The 19,465-nt window shown below is 65.8% G+C and carries 21 protein-coding genes; 15 read left to right on the forward strand and 6 right to left on the reverse strand.

Going from position 1 to position 19,465, the window contains the following annotated elements; translation table 11 throughout:
• The first annotated feature begins 4 nt into the window (after positions 1 to 4).
• The gene (locus tag N0B71_RS14775) at positions 5 to 1,390 is read left to right on the forward strand and encodes a sensor histidine kinase (protein ID WP_259759568.1); all 1,386 of its coding nucleotides are present in this window, start codon (positions 5 to 7) and stop codon (positions 1,388 to 1,390) included.
• 154 nt (positions 1,391 to 1,544) lie between these two features.
• Here N0B71_RS14775 and N0B71_RS14780 read toward each other — a convergent pair whose 3' ends face one another.
• Together N0B71_RS14780 and ygfZ are read right to left on the reverse strand one after the other, a co-directional pair.
• Positions 1,545 to 2,381: an HDOD domain-containing protein gene (locus N0B71_RS14780; protein ID WP_259753318.1), complete on the reverse strand. Its 837-nt coding sequence runs from the start codon at positions 2,379 to 2,381 to the stop codon at positions 1,545 to 1,547.
• A gap of 45 nt (positions 2,382 to 2,426) precedes the next feature.
• Positions 2,427 to 3,362, reverse strand: coding sequence for a CAF17-like 4Fe-4S cluster assembly/insertion protein YgfZ (gene ygfZ, locus N0B71_RS14785; RefSeq protein WP_259753319.1), 936 nt, complete (start codon positions 3,360 to 3,362; stop codon positions 2,427 to 2,429).
• Positions 3,363 to 3,531: 169 nt separating this feature from the next.
• On the opposite strand from ygfZ, the gene N0B71_RS14790 reads away from it, so the two are divergent.
• On the forward strand, positions 3,532 to 3,786 hold the full coding sequence (locus tag N0B71_RS14790; protein WP_017516651.1) for an FAD assembly factor SdhE: 255 nt from the start codon (positions 3,532 to 3,534) through the stop codon (positions 3,784 to 3,786).
• Positions 3,770 to 4,222, forward strand: a complete 453-nt coding sequence (locus tag N0B71_RS14795; protein WP_017516652.1) for a protein YgfX — start codon at positions 3,770 to 3,772, stop codon at positions 4,220 to 4,222. The genes N0B71_RS14790 and N0B71_RS14795 overlap by 17 nt, the downstream gene beginning before the upstream one ends.
• Here N0B71_RS14795 and nadB read toward each other — a convergent pair.
• On the reverse strand, positions 4,191 to 5,807 hold the full coding sequence (gene nadB, locus N0B71_RS14800) for an L-aspartate oxidase (protein WP_259753320.1): 1,617 nt from the start codon (positions 5,805 to 5,807) through the stop codon (positions 4,191 to 4,193). The two genes, N0B71_RS14795 and nadB, sit on opposite strands and share 32 nt — an antisense overlap.
• 461 nt (positions 5,808 to 6,268) lie before the next feature.
• On the opposite strand from nadB, the gene rpoE reads away from it, so the two are divergent.
• The 12 genes from rpoE to pdxJ all read left to right on the forward strand — a co-directional run bounded on the left by rpoE (position 6,269) and on the right by pdxJ (position 16,850).
• On the forward strand, positions 6,269 to 6,853 hold the full coding sequence (rpoE, locus tag N0B71_RS14805) for an RNA polymerase sigma factor RpoE (protein ID WP_017516654.1): 585 nt from the start codon (positions 6,269 to 6,271) through the stop codon (positions 6,851 to 6,853).
• A 31-nt stretch (positions 6,854 to 6,884) separates the two neighbouring features.
• Entirely contained in the window at positions 6,885 to 7,469 is a 585-nt protein-coding gene (locus tag N0B71_RS14810) for a sigma-E factor negative regulatory protein (protein ID WP_259753321.1), read from the forward strand.
• Between the two features lie 21 nt (positions 7,470 to 7,490).
• Entirely contained in the window at positions 7,491 to 8,435 is a 945-nt protein-coding gene (locus tag N0B71_RS14815; RefSeq protein WP_259753322.1) for a MucB/RseB C-terminal domain-containing protein, read from the forward strand.
• Entirely contained in the window at positions 8,432 to 8,902 is a 471-nt protein-coding gene (locus tag N0B71_RS14820; RefSeq protein ID WP_259753323.1) for a SoxR reducing system RseC family protein, read from the forward strand. The genes N0B71_RS14815 and N0B71_RS14820 overlap by 4 nt, the downstream gene beginning before the upstream one ends.
• Positions 8,903 to 8,938: 36 nt before the next feature.
• On the forward strand, positions 8,939 to 10,369 hold the full coding sequence (locus tag N0B71_RS14825) for a DegQ family serine endoprotease (protein WP_259753324.1): 1,431 nt from the start codon (positions 8,939 to 8,941) through the stop codon (positions 10,367 to 10,369).
• A 147-nt stretch (positions 10,370 to 10,516) separates the two neighbouring features.
• The gene (gene lepA, locus N0B71_RS14830; protein WP_259753325.1) at positions 10,517 to 12,316 is read left to right on the forward strand and encodes a translation elongation factor 4; all 1,800 of its coding nucleotides are present in this window, start codon (positions 10,517 to 10,519) and stop codon (positions 12,314 to 12,316) included.
• Positions 12,317 to 12,321: 5 nt separating this feature from the next.
• A complete protein-coding gene (gene lepB / locus N0B71_RS14835) occupies positions 12,322 to 13,176 on the forward strand; it encodes a signal peptidase I (protein WP_259753326.1) in 855 nt (284 codons plus the stop codon).
• A gap of 143 nt (positions 13,177 to 13,319) precedes the next feature.
• A complete protein-coding gene (locus N0B71_RS14840; RefSeq protein ID WP_259753327.1) occupies positions 13,320 to 13,697 on the forward strand; it encodes a DUF4845 domain-containing protein in 378 nt (125 codons plus the stop codon).
• A gap of 62 nt (positions 13,698 to 13,759) precedes the next feature.
• Complete coding sequence (gene rnc / locus N0B71_RS14845; protein WP_231387805.1) at positions 13,760 to 14,386, forward strand: ribonuclease III; 627 nt, start codon at positions 13,760 to 13,762, stop codon at positions 14,384 to 14,386.
• Entirely contained in the window at positions 14,379 to 15,320 is a 942-nt protein-coding gene (gene era, locus N0B71_RS14850; RefSeq protein ID WP_259753328.1) for a GTPase Era, read from the forward strand. The genes rnc and era overlap by 8 nt, the downstream gene beginning before the upstream one ends.
• Before the next feature lie 89 nt (positions 15,321 to 15,409).
• Complete coding sequence (gene recO / locus N0B71_RS14855) at positions 15,410 to 16,114, forward strand: DNA repair protein RecO (protein WP_259753329.1); 705 nt, start codon at positions 15,410 to 15,412, stop codon at positions 16,112 to 16,114.
• The gene (pdxJ, locus tag N0B71_RS14860; RefSeq protein ID WP_259753330.1) at positions 16,107 to 16,850 is read left to right on the forward strand and encodes a pyridoxine 5'-phosphate synthase; all 744 of its coding nucleotides are present in this window, start codon (positions 16,107 to 16,109) and stop codon (positions 16,848 to 16,850) included. The genes recO and pdxJ overlap by 8 nt, the downstream gene beginning before the upstream one ends.
• Positions 16,851 to 17,002: 152 nt before the next feature.
• Here pdxJ and cmoB read toward each other — a convergent pair whose 3' ends face one another.
• The 3 genes from cmoB to N0B71_RS14875 form a co-directional block, all read right to left on the reverse strand.
• The gene (cmoB, locus tag N0B71_RS14865) at positions 17,003 to 17,971 is read right to left on the reverse strand and encodes a tRNA 5-methoxyuridine(34)/uridine 5-oxyacetic acid(34) synthase CmoB (protein ID WP_259753331.1); all 969 of its coding nucleotides are present in this window, start codon (positions 17,969 to 17,971) and stop codon (positions 17,003 to 17,005) included.
• The gene (gene cmoA / locus N0B71_RS14870) at positions 17,968 to 18,708 is read right to left on the reverse strand and encodes a carboxy-S-adenosyl-L-methionine synthase CmoA (RefSeq protein ID WP_259753332.1); all 741 of its coding nucleotides are present in this window, start codon (positions 18,706 to 18,708) and stop codon (positions 17,968 to 17,970) included. Before cmoA ends, cmoB begins: the two co-directional genes overlap by 4 nt.
• Positions 18,709 to 18,821: 113 nt before the next feature.
• Positions 18,822 to 19,394: a hypothetical protein gene (locus N0B71_RS14875; protein ID WP_259753333.1), complete on the reverse strand. Its 573-nt coding sequence runs from the start codon at positions 19,392 to 19,394 to the stop codon at positions 18,822 to 18,824.
• Positions 19,395 to 19,465 lie beyond the last annotated feature (71 nt).

A 19,465-nucleotide genomic window follows, 5' to 3' on the forward strand; every position in this document is an offset into this window, starting at 1 on the left:
GGCCTTGCCCGGCACGGGCAGCCTGCGCGGTCGGCTGCTCTGGCGCCTCGGCGGCCTGTTGCTGGTGCTGCTGCTGATTGGCAGCGCGGCCACCTACTGGCGCGCCCGGCATGCCGCCGATATCGCCTATGACCGCACCCTGCTGGCCTCGGCGCGGGACATCGCCGACGGCCTCTACGCCAGCGACGGCTCGCTGCGGGCCAACGTGCCCTACGTGGCGCTGGACAGCTTCGAGTACGACAGCGCCGGGCGCATCTTCTACCAGGTGATCGACCCCCAGGGGCAGATGATCTCCGGCTACGAGAACCTGCCCGCGCCGCTGCCGACCACGCCGCGCACCGACGATTACCCCGCGCTGGCCAAGTTCTACGACGCCACCTACGAAGGGCAGGGCGTGCGGGTGGTCAGCCTGTTGCAGCCGGTGAGCCAGCCAACGGTCAACGGCATGGCGGAAATCCGCGTCGCCGAGACCCTGGGCGCCCGCGAGCGGCTGGCGCGCAACCTGCTCGCCGACACGCTGCTCAACCTGGCGCTGTCGGCCATCGCCGCGCTGATGATGGTCTGGTACGCGGTGAGCGCCGGCCTGCGCCCGCTCGACCGCCTGCGCGAAGCCGTGGAGGAACGCCAGCCGGACGACCTGCGGCCGTTGCCGGAGGTGCGCGTGCAGAAGGAGCTGCGCCCGCTGGTGGCGGCGCTCAACCATTTCACCGTACGCCTGCGCGGGCTGTTCGACCGTCAGTCGCAGTTCATCGCCGAGGCCTCCCATGAGTTGCGCACGCCGCTGGCCGCGCTCAAGGCGCGCCTGGAACTGGGCCTGCGCGAGCAGGACCCGCAGCAGTGGCGGGCGACCCTGGTGGAGGCGGTGCAGAACACCGATCGGGTGACGGGATTGGCCAACCAGCTCCTCTCGCTGGCGCGGGTCGAAAGTGGCGCCCGGGCGATTGCCGAAGGCGCGGGCGAGCGCATCGAGCTCGGCCAACTGGCCCGCGAGCTGGGCCTGGCGCTGGCGCCGCTGGCCTATTCGCGCGGGGTGGCGCTGGCCCTGGAAGCGGATGAGCCGGCCTGGGTGAAGGGGGATCCGACCCTGCTCTACGAACTGCTCAGCAACCTGGTGGACAACGCCATTGCCCACGCCCCGGCGGAGGGCAACGTGATCATCCGCGTGCGCTCGCCGGCAGAGCTGGAAGTGGAGGATGACGGCCCCGGTATTCCGGCGGAGGAGCGCGACAAGGTGTTCCGCCGCTTCTACCGCCGCCGCCAGCAGGGCACCGGCCTGGGCCTGGCCATCGTCGGCGAGATCTGCAGCGCGCACCGCGCGCGGATCGAGCTGGGGCAGGGCGCGCTGGGCGGGTTGCTGGTGCGCGTGACCTTCCCGGCGGAAAACGCCTGAACCGGAAACGCGAAACCCGCTGGTGAGGGCGGGTTTCGGTGTGGCCTGTAGGAGCGAGCTTGCTCGCGAACCGAGCGTTCCCGCAACGCCGCTGCCTTGCGGGTTCGCGAGCTTGCTCGCTCCTACGAAGAGCAGGGCTTCCGGGCGTTTCCGGTTACTGCAACATGCTCATCGCCGCTTCCATCGCGGCGGAGAGGTCTTCGTCTTCCTTCACGTCCGCCTTCGGGTCCAGGCCCAGCTTGGCGAAGGCCGGAATGGCCGCCCAGTCCAGCTCGGTGTAGGGGTGCTGGCTTCCCAGGTAGCTCTGCAGGGTGGCGACCTGGACGATGTCCACGTAGTCCACCTTGGCCGAGTCGCGGCTGAAGTCCAGGTGCTGGCCCGGCACGGCGGCGATCGGCGCCGGGAAGTCCCAGGCCTTGAGGATGCGGTCGCCGATGATCGGATGGATGCGCTCGATCACGTGGTTGAGGCTGATGGAATCGGCCAGCAGCTCGCTGTGGTCCTCGGCGTAGGTGAGGATCGGCAGCACGCCGATCTGGTGCACCAGGCCGGCGAGGGTCGCCTGGTCCGGCGCCAGGCGCGTGTAGTGGCGGCACAGGGCGTGGCAGATGCCGGCGATCTCGGTGCTCTTGGTCCACACCTCGCGCATCTTGCGGTCGACCACATCGGAAGTGGCCTGGAACATCTGCTCCATCGCAAGGCCGGTGGCCAGGTTGCAGGTGTAGTTGATGCCCAGACGGCTGATCGCCATCTGCAGATCGTTGATTTCCTTGTTGGTGCGCAGCAGCGGGCTGTTCACCACCTTGATGATGCGCGCGGTCAGGGCGGCATCGTTGCCGATTACCTTGGCCAGATCCTGGATGCTGATGTCGGGGTTTTCCGCCGCTTCGCGGACGCGCAGAGCGACTTCCGGCAGTGTCGGCAGCACCAGTTCATCGTTGTCGATGGCCCGCAGCAGTTCCTGTTGTACTTTTTCGGCAAGCTTGCTCATGGCGTTTCCTGTGAGGGGCGCCGGGCTCCCCGCCCGGCACGAAAGTCAGCGCTGGATCTCGCGGTCGCTGTCCAGAACGTAAGGCAAATCCAGCAGGCGCAGGGGCTGGTCGTCGCCCAGGCGCACATTGCCGTCGGCGGCGGCGTCGTCCTGCAGCACGGCCAGCAGCTCCACGCCATCTTCTGCACGGGCGGCCAGCACCACTTCGCCGACGCTGGTGCTGTGCACCGGCGAGAACAGCTCGCGGCCCGGTTCCGGCAGCTCGCCGCCGTCGAGTTTCAGGCGCTGCAGGCGGCGCTTGAGGCGGCCGAGGTACTGCATGCGCGCGACGATTTCCTGGCCGGTGTAGCAGCCCTTCTTGAAGCTCACGCCGCCCACGGCCTGCAGGTTGATCATCTGCGGGATGAACAGCTCGCGGGTGGTGCCGAACACTTGGCCGACCCCGGCGCGCACCTGGCCCAGCAGCCAGTCGTTGAGCTCGGCGTGGGCCAGGCGGGCCTGCAGCAGGTCGACCAGGGCGGCGGCGCGCTCGGCCGGCACCCAGAGTTCGACGCGGCCCTGGCCGAGACCGACGGCGATCAGGCCATCGGCCCGCGCCACCTGATCGGCGTCGCCGGACAGCTCCAGGCCCAGTTCGGCGAGGATGGCGTCCGCGCCGCCCAGGCCGAAACGCGCCCACTGGGCGCTGTCATCGGACAGCGTGGCCTTGGAGAACACCGCGTACTTCTTCAGGTCCGCCAGTTGGCTGTCCAGCAGGTCCTTGGCCATGGCCAGCAGGAAACCGTCGCCCTCGGCGAGGATACGGAAGCTGGACGTCATGCGGCCCTTGGGTGTGCAGCGGGCGCCCAGGCTGGAATGGTCGGCGGTGAGGTAGTTGAGGTTGCAGGTCAGCTGGCCCTGGAGGAATTTGGCGGCGTCCGCGCCACGGACGGCGAGAATCCCTTCGTGATTGAGTTCGGTGTAGAAAGCAGAGTCGGTCATCACGATTCGCTGGAAGAAAGTTAGGGGACTCATGATAGAGCCCAGGCCACGCCTTGTCAGCGGGTGCCGGGGAGCCTGCGCATGCGTATAATGCCGCTCGGCTCGCGCCGTCCGTCGACTTCGCGAGCGCCACGCCGTATTCGCCCGCTGTTAATCGAGGTGCCCGCAGATGACCGACGAAACCGAACTCAAACGCCTTTTCTGGCACAGCCGCCGCGGCATGCTGGAACTGGACGTCCTGCTGGTGCCCTTTGTCCAGGAAGTCTATCCGGGCCTGCCGGCCGAGGATCAGGCGCGCTTCCGCAAGCTGCTGGAATGCGAGGACCAGGACATGTTCGGCTGGTTCATGCAGCGCGGCGAGCCGGAGGATGCCGACCTGCGCATCATCGTTCGCATGATCCTGGACCGTGTCCAGCCCAAGTGAGCCCTTCGAGTGCCGCTGGCAGCCGTCCATCGGTTTGCTCGCGGCCTACCTCGCCGCGCAGTGCGGTGCCGTCCTGGCGCTGCTGCTGGCGGAGATTCCCCTGCACTGGAAAACGTTCGGCCTGAGCCTCTGCCTGCTGCATGCCTGCTGGGTGGTGCCGCGGCGGATTCTATTGCGCGCGCCGGATTCGGTACGTGCGCTGCGCCACAACGCCGACGGCTGGCAGCTGTGGAGCGAGCGGGATGGTTTCCAGCCGGTGCGCCTGCTGCCGGACAGCTTGGCGCTGCCGGCATTGATCGTCCTGCGCTTCCGTCGTCCCGGCGACTGGCTGGCGCGCAGCGTCTGCGTCCCGGCCGATGCCCTGGCGCCGGAGTTGCACCGGCGCCTGCGCGTGCGGTTGCGCTTCAGCCGCAGTAGGTGGACGGCGCCAGGATAGTGTCGCGGGCCTCGGGCAGCAGGTCCGGATAGTCCAGCGTGTAGTGCAGGCCGCGGCTTTCGTGGCGCTGCATCGCGGACAGGATGATCAGCTCGGCCACCTGGGCCAGGTTGCGCAGTTCGATGAGGTCGCGGCTGACCTTGTAGTTCGAGTAGAACTCGTCGATCTCGTCCAGCAACAGGCGCACCCGGTGCTGCGCGCGGGCCAGGCGCTTGTTGGTGCGCACGATGCCCACGTAGTCCCACATGAAGCGCCGCAGCTCGTCCCAGTTGTGGGCGATGATCACGTCCTCGTCCGAGTCGGTCACCTGGCTGGCGTCCCAGCACGGCAGCGCGACCAGGTCCTGCGCCTTGGGCAGTTCGGCCAGGATGTCGGCGGCCGCGGAGCGGGCGTAGACGAAGCACTCCAGCAGCGAATTACTGGCCATGCGGTTGGCGCCGTGCAGGCCGGTGAAGGTGGTTTCGCCGATGGCGTAAAGGTTCGGCACGTCGGTGCGGCCCTGGGAATCCACCACCACGCCGCCACAGGTGTAGTGCGCCGCCGGCACCACCGGAATCGGTTCGCAGGTGATGTCGATGCCGAAGTCCAGGCAGCGCTCGTAGACGGTGGGGAAGTGCTCGCGGATGAACTCGGCCGGCTTGTGGCTGATGTCCAGGTAGACGTAATCGATACCCAGACGCTTCATCTCGTGGTCGATGGCGCGGGCCACCACGTCGCGCGGGGCGAGCTCGCCCAGGGCGTGGAAGCGCGGCATGAAGCGCTCGCCATTGGGCAGGCGGAGCAGGGCGCCTTCGCCGCGCAGCGCCTCGGTGATCAGGAAGCTCTTGGCCTGCGGGTGGTACAGGCAGGTCGGGTGGAACTGATTGAATTCCAGGTTGCCCACCCGGCAGCCGGCGCGCCAGGCCATGGCGATGCCGTCGCCGGAGTTGCCGTCGGGGTTGCTGGTATAGAGGTAGACCTTGCTGGCGCCGCCGGAGGCAAGCACGGTGAAGCGCGCGCTGAAGGTGTCCACTTCGCCGGTCGCGCGATCCAGCACGTAGGCGCCCAGGCAGCGCTGGCCGTTCATGCCCAGCTTGCGCTCGGTGATCAGGTCGACGGCGACGCGTTGCGACAGCAGCTCGATGTTCGGCCGCTGGCGCGCCTGCTCCAGCAGGGTATTGAAGATCGCCGCGCCGGTGGCATCGGCGGCATGGATGATGCGCCGGTGACTATGGCCGCCTTCGCGGGTCAGGTGGAATTCGAAACCGCCGTCTTCGCGCCCCGGTTCATGGTCGCGGGTGAACGGCACGCCCTGTTCGATCAGCCACTGGATGGCCTCGCGGCTATGCTCGACGGTGAATTTCACCGCGTCCTCGCGGCACAGGCCGGCGCCGGCGACCAGGGTGTCCTCGACGTGGGACTCGACGGTATCGGTGTCATCCAGCACGGCCGCGATCCCGCCCTGGGCCCAGAAGGTGGAGCCCTGGGACAGCTCGCCCTTGCTCAGCACAGCGATCTTCAGGTGCGCAGGCAGCGTCAACGCCAGCGTCAGGCCGGCGGCCCCGCTGCCGATCACTAGGACATCGTGCTGGAAATGCTGACTCATACCCGGCTCCACAAAATGGCGCCCTAGTATATAGAAGGGGGCCACGGCACAATACTGGCGAACCGATGACACCGAAGACGCCCGCGCTGGAGCGGCGGTCGCAGGGCGGGAGACATTCTTCCCCGCTCAAGCCGGCCTGACGGGCGCCGAGGGTGACATCGAAGTGATTGAAGGATCACGGCAAATCACCGGAACTTTTTCAGGGGTTCCGGTTCGAACCCGGAATACCCATTCAACTTTGCGCGCAGATTGACATTGCGCGGAAGGGGAGCGGGTGTTCCGCCCGGTACAGTTGAATTTGACGGGCTTCGGACGCATGTCGGGGTCCGATTGCCACAAATGTGAAAAAACTGTGCGGCGCATGCTTGGAGGGGAGAACTTTTGCAAAAGACCCGAGTCTATCTTGGCAGGACGATTTACCAGGGTGCTCGATGCTCCTCCAGGTTTTCAGAGGAGCATTCATGCTAACCCAGGAACAGGATCAGCAACTGGTTGAACGGGTACAGCGCGGAGACAAACGGGCTTTCGACCTGCTGGTGCTGAAGTACCAGCACAAGATTCTGGGGCTCATCGTGCGGTTCGTGCACGACGCCCAGGAAGCCCAGGACGTTGCACAGGAAGCATTCATCAAGGCGTATCGCGCCTTGGGTAACTTCCGGGGTGACAGTGCCTTTTATACCTGGCTGTACCGTATCGCCATCAACACCGCGAAGAACCACCTGGTGGCGCGCGGTCGGCGGCCGCCGGACAGCGATGTCACGGCAGAGGACGCGGAGTTCTTCGACGGCGACCATGCCCTGAAGGACATCGAGTCGCCGGAAAGAGCCATGCTGCGGGATGAGATCGAGGAAACGGTCCATCGCACCATCCAGCAGCTGCCCGATGATTTGCGCACGGCATTGACCCTGCGCGAGTTCGAAGGCCTGAGTTACGAAGATATCGCCACCGTGATGCAGTGTCCGGTGGGAACCGTCCGCTCACGGATTTTCCGTGCGCGGGAAGCGATCGACAAAGCTTTGCAGCCTTTGTTGCATGATGAAGTCTGATACAGCGGCAGAAGCCAAGAGAGGTACCGCTATGAGTCGTGAAGCCCTGCAGGAGTCGCTGTCCGCTGTTATGGATAACGAAGCGGATGAGCTGGAGCTGCGGCGTGTGCTTGCAGCCTGCGGCGAGGACGCCGAATTGCGGGCCACCTGGTCCCGTTACCAACTGGCCCGTGCAGTGATGCACCGCGAGCCAGCCCTGCCCAAACTGGACATCGCCGCCGCCGTGTCCGCCGCGCTGGCCGATGAGGCCGCCCCGGCGGTGCGCAGCCGCAACCCGTGGCGCAATGTCGGCCGACTGGCCGTCGCCGCCTCGGTGACGCTGGCCGTGCTGGCCGGTGTGCGCCTGTACCACCAGGATGACAGTGTCGCCAGCGGCCTTGCCCAGCAAGGCGCCACCCCGCAGATCGCCCTGCCGCAAGTGCAAGGCCCGGCGGTGCTGGCAGGCTACACTCAGGACGAGGCGCCGCAGGTGATCACCAATGCCCAGGGCGGGCAGACCACCTGGCATGAGCAGCGCCTTCCGGGTTACCTGCGTCAACACGCGCAGCAGTCCGCCGTCAGCGGCACCGACAGCGCCCTGCCTTACGCACGCGCCGCGAGCCTGGAAGACCGCTGATTTGCGACCTTAAGGAGCGACATGCGCGCAACCACAGCACTGTTGTTCTTCCTCGGCGGTCTGCTGGCAGTGCCAGTTCAGGCCGCCGATGCGTTGGACTGGATCAAGCGCCTCTCCGAGGCTGATCAGCAGCAGAACTTCCAGGGTACCTTCATCTACGAACGCAGCGGCGCCTTCTCCACCCACGATGTCTGGCATCGGGTGGAGAGCGACGGTTCCGTGCGCGAGCACCTGGTCCAGGTCGATGGGCCGCGCCAGGAAGTGGTGCGCGTCGACGGCGCCACCCAGTGCGTGGCGGGCGGCATGTCCGGGCAGGTGTCGACCGGCGAGATGTGGCCGGCGCGCAAGCTCGATCCGACTGAATTGTCCAGTTACTACGACGTCCGCGTGGCCGGCGAATCGCGCATTGCCGATCGCCCGGCGGTGGTCCTGGCGGTGATCCCGCGCGACCAGCACCGCTACGGCTTCGAACTGCACGTGGACAAGCAGACCGGCCTGCCGCTCAAGTCCCTGCTGCTCAATGACAAGGGCCAGATCATCGAGCGCCTGCAGTTCACCCGCATCGACATGGCAGCCCCGGACGACGGCGAGTTGCAGCCGACCGCGGCCTGCAAGCCGGTGAAGGAAGCCAAGGTCGCCGAAGTGAAAACCAGCTGGCATTCCGAATGGGTGCCGCCGGGCTTCACCCTCAACAGCACCTTGCAGGAACGCAGCCCGGTCTCCAATGACCAGGTCCTGTGCCTCGCCTATGGCGACGGCCTGGCGCGCTTCTCGGTGTTCCTCGAGCCGTTGCACGGCGCCAAGGTCGACGATGCCCGCACCCAGCTGGGCCCGACCACCGTGGTGTCGAGGCGGTTCGCCAGCGACGATGGCGGCACCATGGTGACCGTGGTCGGCGAGATACCCAGCGGCACCGCCGAACGCGTGGCGTTGTCCATGCGGCCAACAGGAGCCAAGGCTCAGTGATCCACGAGCGGGGGAGGGTGATTGCGGTCGAGGCTGGCGCTGTCCAGGTCGAAACGCTGCGCCGCTCCACCTGCTCGGGTTGTTCGGCCAACGCCGGTTGCGGGCAGGGCCTGCTCGATCGACTGGGTATTGCGCGAGATCGCGGCCAGGTCCGTACGCTCCCCTCGCAGCGTGTGGCTGCGCTGCAACTGTCGCCCGGCGACGACATCGTGCTGGGCATCGGCGAAGACCTTCTGCTCAAACATGCCCTGCTTCTCTATCTTGCCCCTCTGCTAGGGTTACTGGCGTTGTCCCTGCTGGCAGCGCAGTTCGGCGGCGGGGAACCTCTTATCATCGTGGCCGGGTTGGCGGGTTTCCTGCTGGCCTGGCTGCTCGTGCGTCGCCATGCGCGACGCCACAAGGATGATCCGGCGATGCAACCGGTTGTGCTGCGTGCGCCGGTCGGTGGGCCGCCCGGCCCTGTATAGTGATTTTCCCAATCAACATCACGGGAGCTGTAGTCAATGCAAACCCTGAAACGCAGCATGGCTGCGCTGGTCGCCCTGCTGGCCTTGAGCCTGTCGGTTGTCGCGCGGGCTGAACTACCGGACTTCACCCCGCTGGTCGAGAAGGCCTCGCCGGCGGTGGTCAACATCAGTACGACGCAGAAGATTCCCGACCGCTCCAACGCGCAGATGGGCATTCCGGACCTCGACGGCCTGCCGCCGGGCCTGCGCGAATTCTTCGAACGCAGCATTCCCCGCGGCCAGGGCGGCCAGGGGCAGGCGCCCCGTGGCCAGCAGCGCGAAGCGCAGTCGCTGGGTTCGGGCTTCATCATTTCCGATGATGGCTACATCCTCACCAACAACCACGTGGTGGCCGACGCCGACGAGATCCTCGTGCGCCTGTCCGACCGCAGCGAGCACAAGGCCAAGCTGGTCGGTGCCGATCCGCGCAGCGACGTCGCCGTGCTGAAGATCGATGCCAAGAACCTGCCGACCCTCAAGCTGGGCGATTCCGACAAGCTGAAGGTCGGCGAGTGGGTGCTGGCCATCGGTTCGCCGTTCGGCTTCGACCACTCGGTGACCGCCGGTATCGTCAGCGCCAAGGGCCGCAGCCTGCCGAACGAGAACTACGTGCCGTTCATCCAGACCGACGTGGCGATCAACCCGGGCAACTCCGGCGGCCCACTGCTGAACCTGCAGGGCGAGGTCGTGGGTATCAACTCGCAGATCTTCACCCGTTCCGGCGGCTTCATGGGTCTTTCCTTCGCGATCCCGATCGATGTGGCGCTCAACGTCGCCGATCAGCTCAAGGCCGGCGGCAAGGTCAACCGTGGCTGGCTGGGCGTGGTGATCCAGGAAGTGAACAAGGACCTGGCCGAGTCCTTCGGTCTCGACAAGCCGTCCGGCGCGCTGGTGGCGCAGCTGGTGGAAGACGGTCCGGCCGCCAAGGGCGGGCTGCAGGTGGGTGACGTGATCCTCAGCCTCAATGGCCAGGCGATCAACGAATCCGCGGACCTGCCGCACCTGGTGGGCAACATGAAGCCGGGCGACAAGGCCAGCCTGGAGGTCATCCGCGACAACAAGCGCCAGACCCTCAACCTGACCATCGGCAGCCTGCCGGACGACGACGATGCCGTCGCCGCCGTCGAGGGCAAGGGCGCCGAGCGCAGCAGCAACCGCATGGGCGTGACCGTGGCGGAACTGACTGCCGAGCAGCGCAAGTCCCTGGATATCAAGGGCGGCGTGGTCATCAAGGAAGTGCAGGGCGGTCCGGCGGCCATGATCGGCCTGCGTCCGGGCGACGTCATCACCCACCTGAACAACCGCGCGGTGGATTCCTCGAAAACCTTCAGCGAGATCGCCAAGGCGCTGCCGAAGGACCGTTCGATTTCCATGCGCGTGCTGCGCCAGGGCCGTGCGAGCTTCATCACGTTCAAGTTGACCGAGTAAGCCTGTGCACCAGAAAAGGGCGGTTTCGACCGCCCTTTTTCATGCCTGACCGTCCGGCGCGGCGTGACGCCCCGCGCTGTATTCAGGTAAACTCCCCGGCTATTTTTCGGCGGACCGCCGCCTTCAGCCTTCCGAGTGTGTTCAGCCGTGAGTGACCTGAGTCATATCCGCAATTTCTCCATCATCGCCCACATCGACCATGGCAAGTCGACGCTGGCAGACCGCTTCATCCAGATGTGCGGCGGCCTCTCCGACCGCGAGATGGAGGCCCAGGTGCTGGACTCCATGGACCTGGAGCGTGAGCGCGGCATCACCATCAAGGCGCACAGCGTCACCCTTCACTACAAGGCGAAGGACGGCAAGACCTACCAGCTGAACTTCATCGATACCCCCGGCCACGTCGACTTCACCTACGAAGTCAGCCGCTCGCTGGCCGCCTGCGAAGGCGCGCTGCTGGTGGTGGATGCCGGCCAGGGCGTGGAAGCGCAGTCGGTCGCCAACTGCTACACCGCCATCGAGCAGGGCTTGGAAGTCATGCCGGTCCTGAACAAGATGGACCTGCCGCAGGCCGACCCGGACCGCGTGAAGGACGAAATCGAAAGCATCATCGGCATCGACGCCACCGACGCCGTGGCCTGCTCGGCCAAGAGCGGCATGGGCGTTGAAGATGTGCTGGAACGCCTGGTCACCGCCATTCCGGCGCCCGAGGGCGAGATCGATGCGCCGCTGCAGGCGCTGATCATCGACTCCTGGTTCGACAACTACCTGGGCGTGGTCTCGCTGGTGCGGGTGAAGCACGGCCGCGTGAAGAAGGGCGACAAGATCCTGGTGAAGTCCACCGGCAAGGTCCACCAGGTGGACAGCGTCGGTGTCTTCACCCCGAAGCACACCGAGACCCCGGACCTCAAGGCCGGCGAAGTGGGCTTCATCATCGCCGGCATCAAGGACATCCTGGGCGCGCCGGTGGGCGACACCCTGACGCTGAACAGCACCCCCGACGTGGACGTGCTGCCGGGCTTCAAGCGCATCAAGCCGCAGGTCTACGCCGGCCTGTTCCCGGTCAGCTCCGATGACTTCGAAGACTTCCGCGAGGCGCTGCAGAAGCTGACGCTGAACGACGCCGCGCTGCAGTACGAGCCGGAGAGCTCCGAGGCCCTGGGCTTCGGCTTCCGCATCGGCTTCCTCGGCATGCTGCACATGGAGATCATCCAGGAGCGCCTGGAGCGCGAGTACGACCTGGACCTGATCACCACCGCGCCGACCGTGATCTTCGAGATCGTGCAGAAGAACGGCGACATCCTCTATGTCGACAACCCGTCCAAGCTGCCCGACCTCTCGTCCATCGACGAGATGCGCGAGCCGATCTGCCGCGCGACCATCCTTGTGCCTCAGGAGCACCTGGGCAACGTCATTACCCTGTGCATCGAGAAGCGCGGTGTCCAGCGCGACATGCACTTCCTCAGTGGCCAGGTCCAGGTGATCTACGATCTGCCGATGAACGAAGTGGTGCTGGACTTCTTCGACCGCCTGAAGTCCACCAGCCGCGGCTATGCTTCGCTGGACTACAGCTTCGATCGCTTCGAACCGGCCAACCTGGTTCGTCTCGATGTGCTGATCAACGGCGAGAAGGTCGACGCGCTTGCCCTGATCGTCCACCGCGACAACGCCCCGTACAAGGGCCGTCAGCTGGTGGAGAAGATGAAGGAATTGATTCCGCGGCAGATGTTCGACGTCGCGATTCAGGCCGCCATCGGTGGGCAGATCATCGCCCGCTCGACGGTCAAGGCGCTCAGGAAGAACGTGCTGGCCAAGTGCTACGGTGGTGACGTGAGCCGTAAGCGCAAGCTGCTGGAGAAGCAGAAGGCCGGTAAGAAAAGGATGAAGCAGGTCGGTAGCGTGGAGATTCCGCAGGAAGCCTTCCTCGCTGTGCTCAAAGTGGACAGTTGAACCCTATGACCCTGAATTTCCCGCTGTTGCTGGTGATTGCCGTTGCGGTATGCGGCGTTCTCGCCCTGGTGGACCTGGTGCTGTTCGCGCCGCGCCGCCGGGCGGCCATTTCCGCCTACGAAGGCTCGGTCAGCGAAGCTGACCCGGAAGTGCTGGAGAAGCTGAACAAGGAGCCGGTGCTGGTCGAGTACGGCAAGTCGTTCTTCCCGGTGCTGTTCATCGTGCTGGTGCTGCGCTCGTTCCTGGTCGAACCCTTCCAGATCCCGTCGGGCTCGATGAAGCCGACCCTGGAAGTGGGCGATTTCATCCTGGTGAACAAGTTCGCCTACGGCATCCGCCTGCCGGTGCTGGACACCAAGGTGATCCCGATCGGTGACCCGCAGCGTGGCGATGTCATGGTGTTCCGCTACCCCAGCGACCCGAACATCAACTACATCAAGCGCGTCATCGGCGTGCCGGGCGACACCATCCGCTACACCAGCGACAAGCGCCTGTACATCAATGACCAGGCCGTGGCCGAGTCGCTGGTGGGCGAGGAGCCGGGCACCCTGGGCAGCGTGACCCTGTACCAGGAGAAGCTGGGCGCCGTGGAGCACATGATCCGCAAGGAAATGACCCGCTTCCGCATCGAACCGGGCAAGCAGTGGAAAGTGCCGGCCGACCATTACTTCATGATGGGCGACAACCGCGACAACTCCAACGACAGCCGCTACTGGAACGACCCGAAGATTCCGAAGGACCTGCTGGGCATGGTTCCGGACCGCAATATCGTCGGCAAGGCGTTCGCGGTGTGGATGAGCTGGCCGGATCCGAAGATGCGCAATCTGCCGAATTTCTCGCGAGTCGGCGTGATTCACTAAACTTGTGAGACGCTCCAGGCCAGCATGGCTGGAACGGTGCTAGAAAAGGGCGGGGCTGCACGCGGGGAGCGAGGCAGCCCCGCTTCACTTGGACCCGCCGCGGTTGGCGGGCAAATAAGAAAAGATACCGACATGAGGTCGATATGACGTACGCACGTTCGCAGAAGGGCATGTCCTTGCTGAGTTGGCTGGTGGTGCTCGCCGTGGTGGCGTTCCTGGCCAGCGCCGCGTTCAAGGTCATCCCGCATTACCTGGACTACTACGCGATCGAGAAGGCCATTACCTCGGTGGAGACGGACAAGGCCGCCGAAGTGCGCACCGTGCCGGAGTTCTACTCCTATGTCGACAAGGCGCTGATGCTCAACAACATCCGCGACCTGAAGCTGGATGACGCACTGGACGTGAAACTCGAGAACAACGAGTTCCGCGCCCACCTGAAATACGAAAAACGCGAGCCACTGGTGCAGAACATCGACCTGGTGGTCAAATTTGACAAAGAATTCCGTGTACGAATGCCGTGAGTAACAACAGTCTGGATCGACTCGAGCGCAAGCTTGGCTACACCTTTCGCGACCAGGACCTGATGGTCCTGGCGCTGACCCATCGCAGTTTCGCCGGGCGCAACAACGAGCGCCTGGAGTTCCTCGGCGACGCCATCCTCAACTTCGTCATCGGCGAAGCCCTGTTCACCCACTTTCCCCAGGCCCGAGAGGGCCAGCTGTCGCGCCTGCGCGCGCGCCTGGTGAAGGGCGAGACCCTGGCGCTGCTGGCGCGCGGTTTCGAGATCGGCGATTACCTGCGTCTGGGCTCGGGCGAGCTGAAAAGCGGCGGTTACCGCCGCGAGTCGATCCTGGCTGACGCCATGGAGGCGCTGATCGGCGCCATCTACCTGGACACCGGCATGGATTCCGCCCGCGAGCGGATCATGGCCTGGCTCGGCCCGCAGTTGCGCGAGCTGACCCCGGTGGATACCAACAAGGACCCCAAGACCCGCCTGCAGGAATTCCTGCAGTCGCGCGGGTGCGAATTGCCGCGTTACGACGTGGTGGATATCCAGGGCGAGCCGCATTGCCGCACCTTCTTCGTGGAGTGCGAGGTGGCCCTGCTGAACGACAAGACCCACGGTCACGGCGGTAGCCGCCGCATCGCCGAGCAGGTGGCCGCCGCCGCCGCGCTGGCAGCCCTGGGCGTGGAGAATGGCCATGAGTGAGCACGAGCAAGACCCGCACGAACCATCCGAGCACGATGAAGCAGGAGCCGTCCGTTGCGGTTACGTCGCCATCGTCGGCCGCCCCAACGTGGGCAAGTCGACCCTGCTCAACCATATCCTCGGGCAGAAGCTGGCGATCACCTCGCGCAAGCCGCAGACCACCCGCCACACCCTGCTGGGCATCAAGACCGAGGGTGACGTGCAGGCCGTGTACGTCGATACCCCCGGCCTGCACAAGGACAACGACAAGGCGCTCAACCGCTACATGAACCGTTCGGCCAGCGCCGCGCTGAAGGACGTCGACGTGGTGATCTTCGTCGTCGACCGCAATCGCTGGACCGACGAAGACCAGATGGTCTACGACAAGGTCAAGTACGTCAGCTGCCCGGTGCTGCTGGCGGTGAACAAGGTCGACCGCATGGAAGACAAGGGCGAGCTGCTGCCGCACCTGCAGTGGCTGGCCGAACAGTTGCCCAACGCCGAAGTCGTGCCGATTTCCGCCCAGCACGGGCAGAACCTCGACGTGCTCGAAGGGCTGGTGGCCGAGCGCCTGCCGGAAAGCGAGCACTTCTTCCCGGAAGACCAGATCACCGACCGCAGCAGCCGCTTCCTGGCCGCCGAGCTGGTGCGCGAGAAGATCATGCGCCAGCTGGGCGCCGAGCTTCCCTACCAGGTCACCGTGGAAATCGAAGAGTTCAAGCAGGACGGCCCGATCCTGCACATCCATGCGCTGATCCTGGTGGAACGCGACGGCCAGAAGAAGATCATTATCGGCGAGAAGGGCGAGCGCATCAAAAGCATCGGCCAGAACGCCCGCAAGGACATGGAGGTGCTGTTCGACTCCAAGGTTATGCTCAACCTCTGGGTGAAGGTGAAGGGCGGCTGGTCCGACGACGAGCGCGCACTGCGTTCGCTGGGCTACGGCGACCTCTGATCCTCCGGCGCCCCGCGAGCCATCGCGGGGCGCAGCCTGCCGGTGCGTGAGCGCGCCGATATCCCGATTCCCACTCCAGGCGCAGCGCCATGAGCCTCGCTTCTACTGCCCAAGCCGCGTTTGTCCTGCACAGCCGTCCCTACAAGGAAACCAGCGCGCTGGTGGATTTCTTCACCCCGCAGGGGCGCCTGCGCGCCGTACTGCGGGGTGCGCGGGGCAAGGCCGGTGCGCTGGCGCGGCCGTTCGTGCCGCTGGAAGCGGAATTCCGCGGGCGCAGCGACCTGAAGAACGTCGCGCGCCTGGAGCCCAACGGCATCCCCAACCTGCTCAGTGGCGAGGCGCTGTTCAGCGGCCTGTACCTGAACGAGCTGATGATCCGCCTGCTGCCGGCGGAGGACCCGCACCCCGCCCTGTTCGAACACTACCGCGCGACCCTGCCGCTGCTGGCCGCCGGCAGCCCGCTGGAACCGCTGCTGCGCGCCTTCGAATGGCGGCTGCTGGACGACCTGGGCTATGGTTTTTCCCTGGACACCGATATCGTCGGCCAGAGCGTGGCGCCGGACGGCCTCTACCGCCTGCTGCCCGACTCGGGCCTGGAGCCGGTCGGCAGCCTGCAGCCGGGCCTGTTCCATGGCGCCGACCTGCTGGCCATGGCCGAAGCCGACTGGAGCGCCCCCGGCGCCCTGGCGGCGGCCAAGCGCCTGATGCGCCAGGCCCTGGCGCCCCACCTTGGCGGCAGACCGCTGGTCAGCCGCGAGCTCTTCATGAATCGCAAGGACACTTCCCGTGACTGAAGCCAACCGTATCCTGCTCGGCGTGAACATCGACCACGTCGCCACCCTGCGCCAGGCCCGCGGCACCCGTTATCCCGACCCGGTGAAAGCCGCGCTGGATGCCGAGGAGGCCGGTGCCGACGGCATCACCGTGCACCTGCGCGAAGATCGCCGGCACATCCAGGACCGCGACGTGCGCGTGCTCGCCGAGGTGCTGCAGACCCGCATGAACTTCGAGATGGGCGTCACCGAGGAGATGATGAAGTTCGCCGAGATCATCCGTCCGGCGCACGTCTGCCTGGTCCCGGAAACCCGCCAGGAACTGACCACCGAGGGCGGCCTGGATGTCGCCGGCCAGGAAGCACGCATCCGCGAAGCGGTGCAGCGCCTGGCGGCCGCCGGCTGCGAGGTGTCGCTGTTCATCGACCCGGATCAGCGCCAGATCGAAGCCTCCGCGCGCATCGGTGCGCCGGCGGTGGAACTGCACACCGGCCGTTACGCCGACGCGCACACCCCGGCCGAAGCCGCCCAGGAGCTGGCGCGCATCCGTGACGGCGTGGAGTTCGGCCTGTCCCACGCCCTGATCGTCAACGCCGGCCACGGCCTGCATTACCACAACGCCGAGCCGGTGGCGGCGATTGCCGGCATCAACGAGCTGAACATCGGCCACGCCATCGTTGCCCATGCGCTGTTCGTGGGCTTCAAGCAGGCGGTGGCTGAGATGAAGGCGCTGATCGTGGCGGCGGCGAATCGCTGATTGCTGCCTGATTCGACATCGTTGGGGGCATAACCCGGAACGGGTTATGCGCCGCGATGGTTGAGGGGGATTGGGCGGTTCGCGAGCAAGCTCGCTCCTACAGGGAACCGTGCTTTTCGTAGGAGCGAGCTTGCTCGCGAACCCGGCACAAGCTAAGGCTTGCGCGCCACCAGCGTGGCGCGCAGCGGCGCCGGCAGGCCTTCGACGGTGCGGCTGTGGTCCTGCGGGTCGAGGAAGTCCGGCAGCGACTGGTAGCGCATCCACTGCGTGGCGCGTTGCTCCTCCACCGAGGTGCGGCTGATATCGACACTGCGCACGTCGGTGAAGCCCGCGCGGCGCAGCCATAGCTCCAGCGCCGGCACCGACGGCAGGAACCACACGTTGCGCATCTGCGCGTAGCGGTCCTCGGGCACCAGCACGGCGTTCACGTCGCCTTCCACCACCAGGGTCTCCAGCACCAGTTCGCCGCCCCGGCGCAGGCAGTCCTTGAGCGCCAGCAGGTGGTCGATGGGCGAGCGGCGGTGATAGAGCACGCCCATGGAGAACACCGTGTCGAAGCCTTCCAGTTTCTCGGGCAGGTCTTCCAGGGCGAACGGCAGGTGCCAGGCCGGCAGGGCCGGGAGGTAGCGCTTCATGGCGAGGAACTGGCAGAAGAACAGCCAGTTCGGGTCCACGCCCACCACGCTGCGCGCGCCGGCGCCGAGCATGCGCCACTGGTAGTAGCCATTGCCGCAGCCGACGTCGAGGACGCGCTTGCCCACCAGGTCGATGTGCGGCGAGACGCGCTGCCATTTCCAGTCCGAGCGCCATTCGGTGTCGATGTGTACGCCGAACAGGTGGAACGGCCCCTTGCGCCACGGGATCAGCCCTTGCAGGGCGAGGCTGAGCTGGGCACGGGTGTCTTCGTCGCAGGCGCCTTCCAGGTTGAAGCGTTCGCCCAGTTCGACGGCGGACGCCTGCAGCGGCGGCAGGCGGTCCACCGCTGCCAGCCAGCGTTCCAGGTCGCCATGGCCATCCTCGACCTTGGCGGCCAGTTGCGCGGGCAGCGAGGCGGCCCAGGATTCCAGTGGCGTGCCGGCCAGTTCAAGGCGCAGGCGGTCGAGGTCGAAGCGTTCGATCATGGCAGGGCAATCAGGGAAGCGAAGTTGAGGCACTGGAACCAGGGCACCACCTTGGAGAAACCGGCGGCCAGCAGGCGCTCGCGGTGGGTCTCCAGGGTGTCGGGGCGCATCACGTTCTCGATGGCGGTGCGTTTCTGGGCGATTTCCAGTTCGCTGTAGCCATTGGCGCGCTTGAAGTCGATATGCAGGTCGGTGAGCAGCGCGTGCTCCTGCTCATCGGCGAAGCGCAGTTTTTCCGAGAGGATCAGCGCGCCGCCGGGCAGCAGGGCGCTGTGCAGGCGGGTGAGCAGGCCCAGGCGTTGGTCGGGGGCGATGAACTGCAGGGTGAAGTTCAGCGCGATCAGCGAGCAGGGCTTGAGGTCCAGCGTCAAGATATCCGCCTCGATCAGTTCGACCGGCAGCAGTTCCTGGTGCATGGCGTCCTGGGCGCGCAGGTACTCGCCGCAGCGCTCGATCATCGGCGCGGAGTTGTCGACGCCGATGACGCGGCAACCTTCGGTCTTCACATGGCGGCGCAGCGCCTGGGTCACGGCGCCCAGCGAGCAGCCGAGGTCGTAGAGCACGCTGTTGGGCGCGGCAAAACGCGCACCGAGCACGCCGATGTTCTCGACGATGGTGGGGTAGCCCGGCACGGATCGCTTGATCATGTCCGGGAAGACGCGCACCACGTCCTCGTTGAAGGTGAAGTCGGGAACCTGGCTTTGCGGCTGGGCGAAGATGCGGTCGGATTCGCTCACGCTGGATGGGGCCTCGTTGCGCTGAACAGGCAAGCGGGCGCGGCGCGCCCGGTTTGCCGGGGCGCGCATTGTAGCCGAGGCGCAGGGTGCGCCCAAGCTTCAGCCGATAAGGGTCACTTGAGCTGGTCGGAGAAGTACTCGCCAGCGCCCTGCAGCGGGCCGAGGGGGTTCTTCTTGTCTTCCATGCGGCGGATGTTCGGTTCGCCGTTGCTGGTCTTGTGCACCACCACGTCGTCAATCAGCACGAACACCGGACGGAACGACCAGCCCTGCACCTGGCGGCGCTTGCGGAAGTTGAAGATGTCCGCCCAGAAGCTGCCCACGCGCTGGCTGTCGGTCTTGTTGAAGTCGAAGGCATAGCCGATGCAGCGGTCCTTGGCCTGCAGGCAGGTCACCAGGCCGTCGGGCAGGTAGTCGATGGGAATGTTGGGTTGCACGAAGAGCAGGCGCACGTCGATGAACGACAGCATCTTCGCATTGCCCTGGGACAGCGGATCGAAGCCCAGCGCATAGAGCTGCGACTTGGTGGTCTTGCCGGGATCGACCTGGTTGTAGCGGCTCTGTGCGTCCTGGTAATCCAGGAAGGGCGATTGCACTTCCGCGCGTTCACTGGGCAGCAGGCTGCCACAGGCCGAGAGGATCAGGCAGGCTCCCAGCAACAACATCGAGCGACCTACTGCACGCATGGAGCTCCCCTTTTCCCAGTCTCTTATGATTGATCTATAGCCGATGACAGAGGGCTCTGCCGGACTTTTCT

This window comes from Pseudomonas sp. GCEP-101 (assembly GCF_025133575.1).
GTDB classification, from domain to species: domain Bacteria; phylum Pseudomonadota; class Gammaproteobacteria; order Pseudomonadales; family Pseudomonadaceae; genus Pseudomonas; species Pseudomonas nitroreducens_B.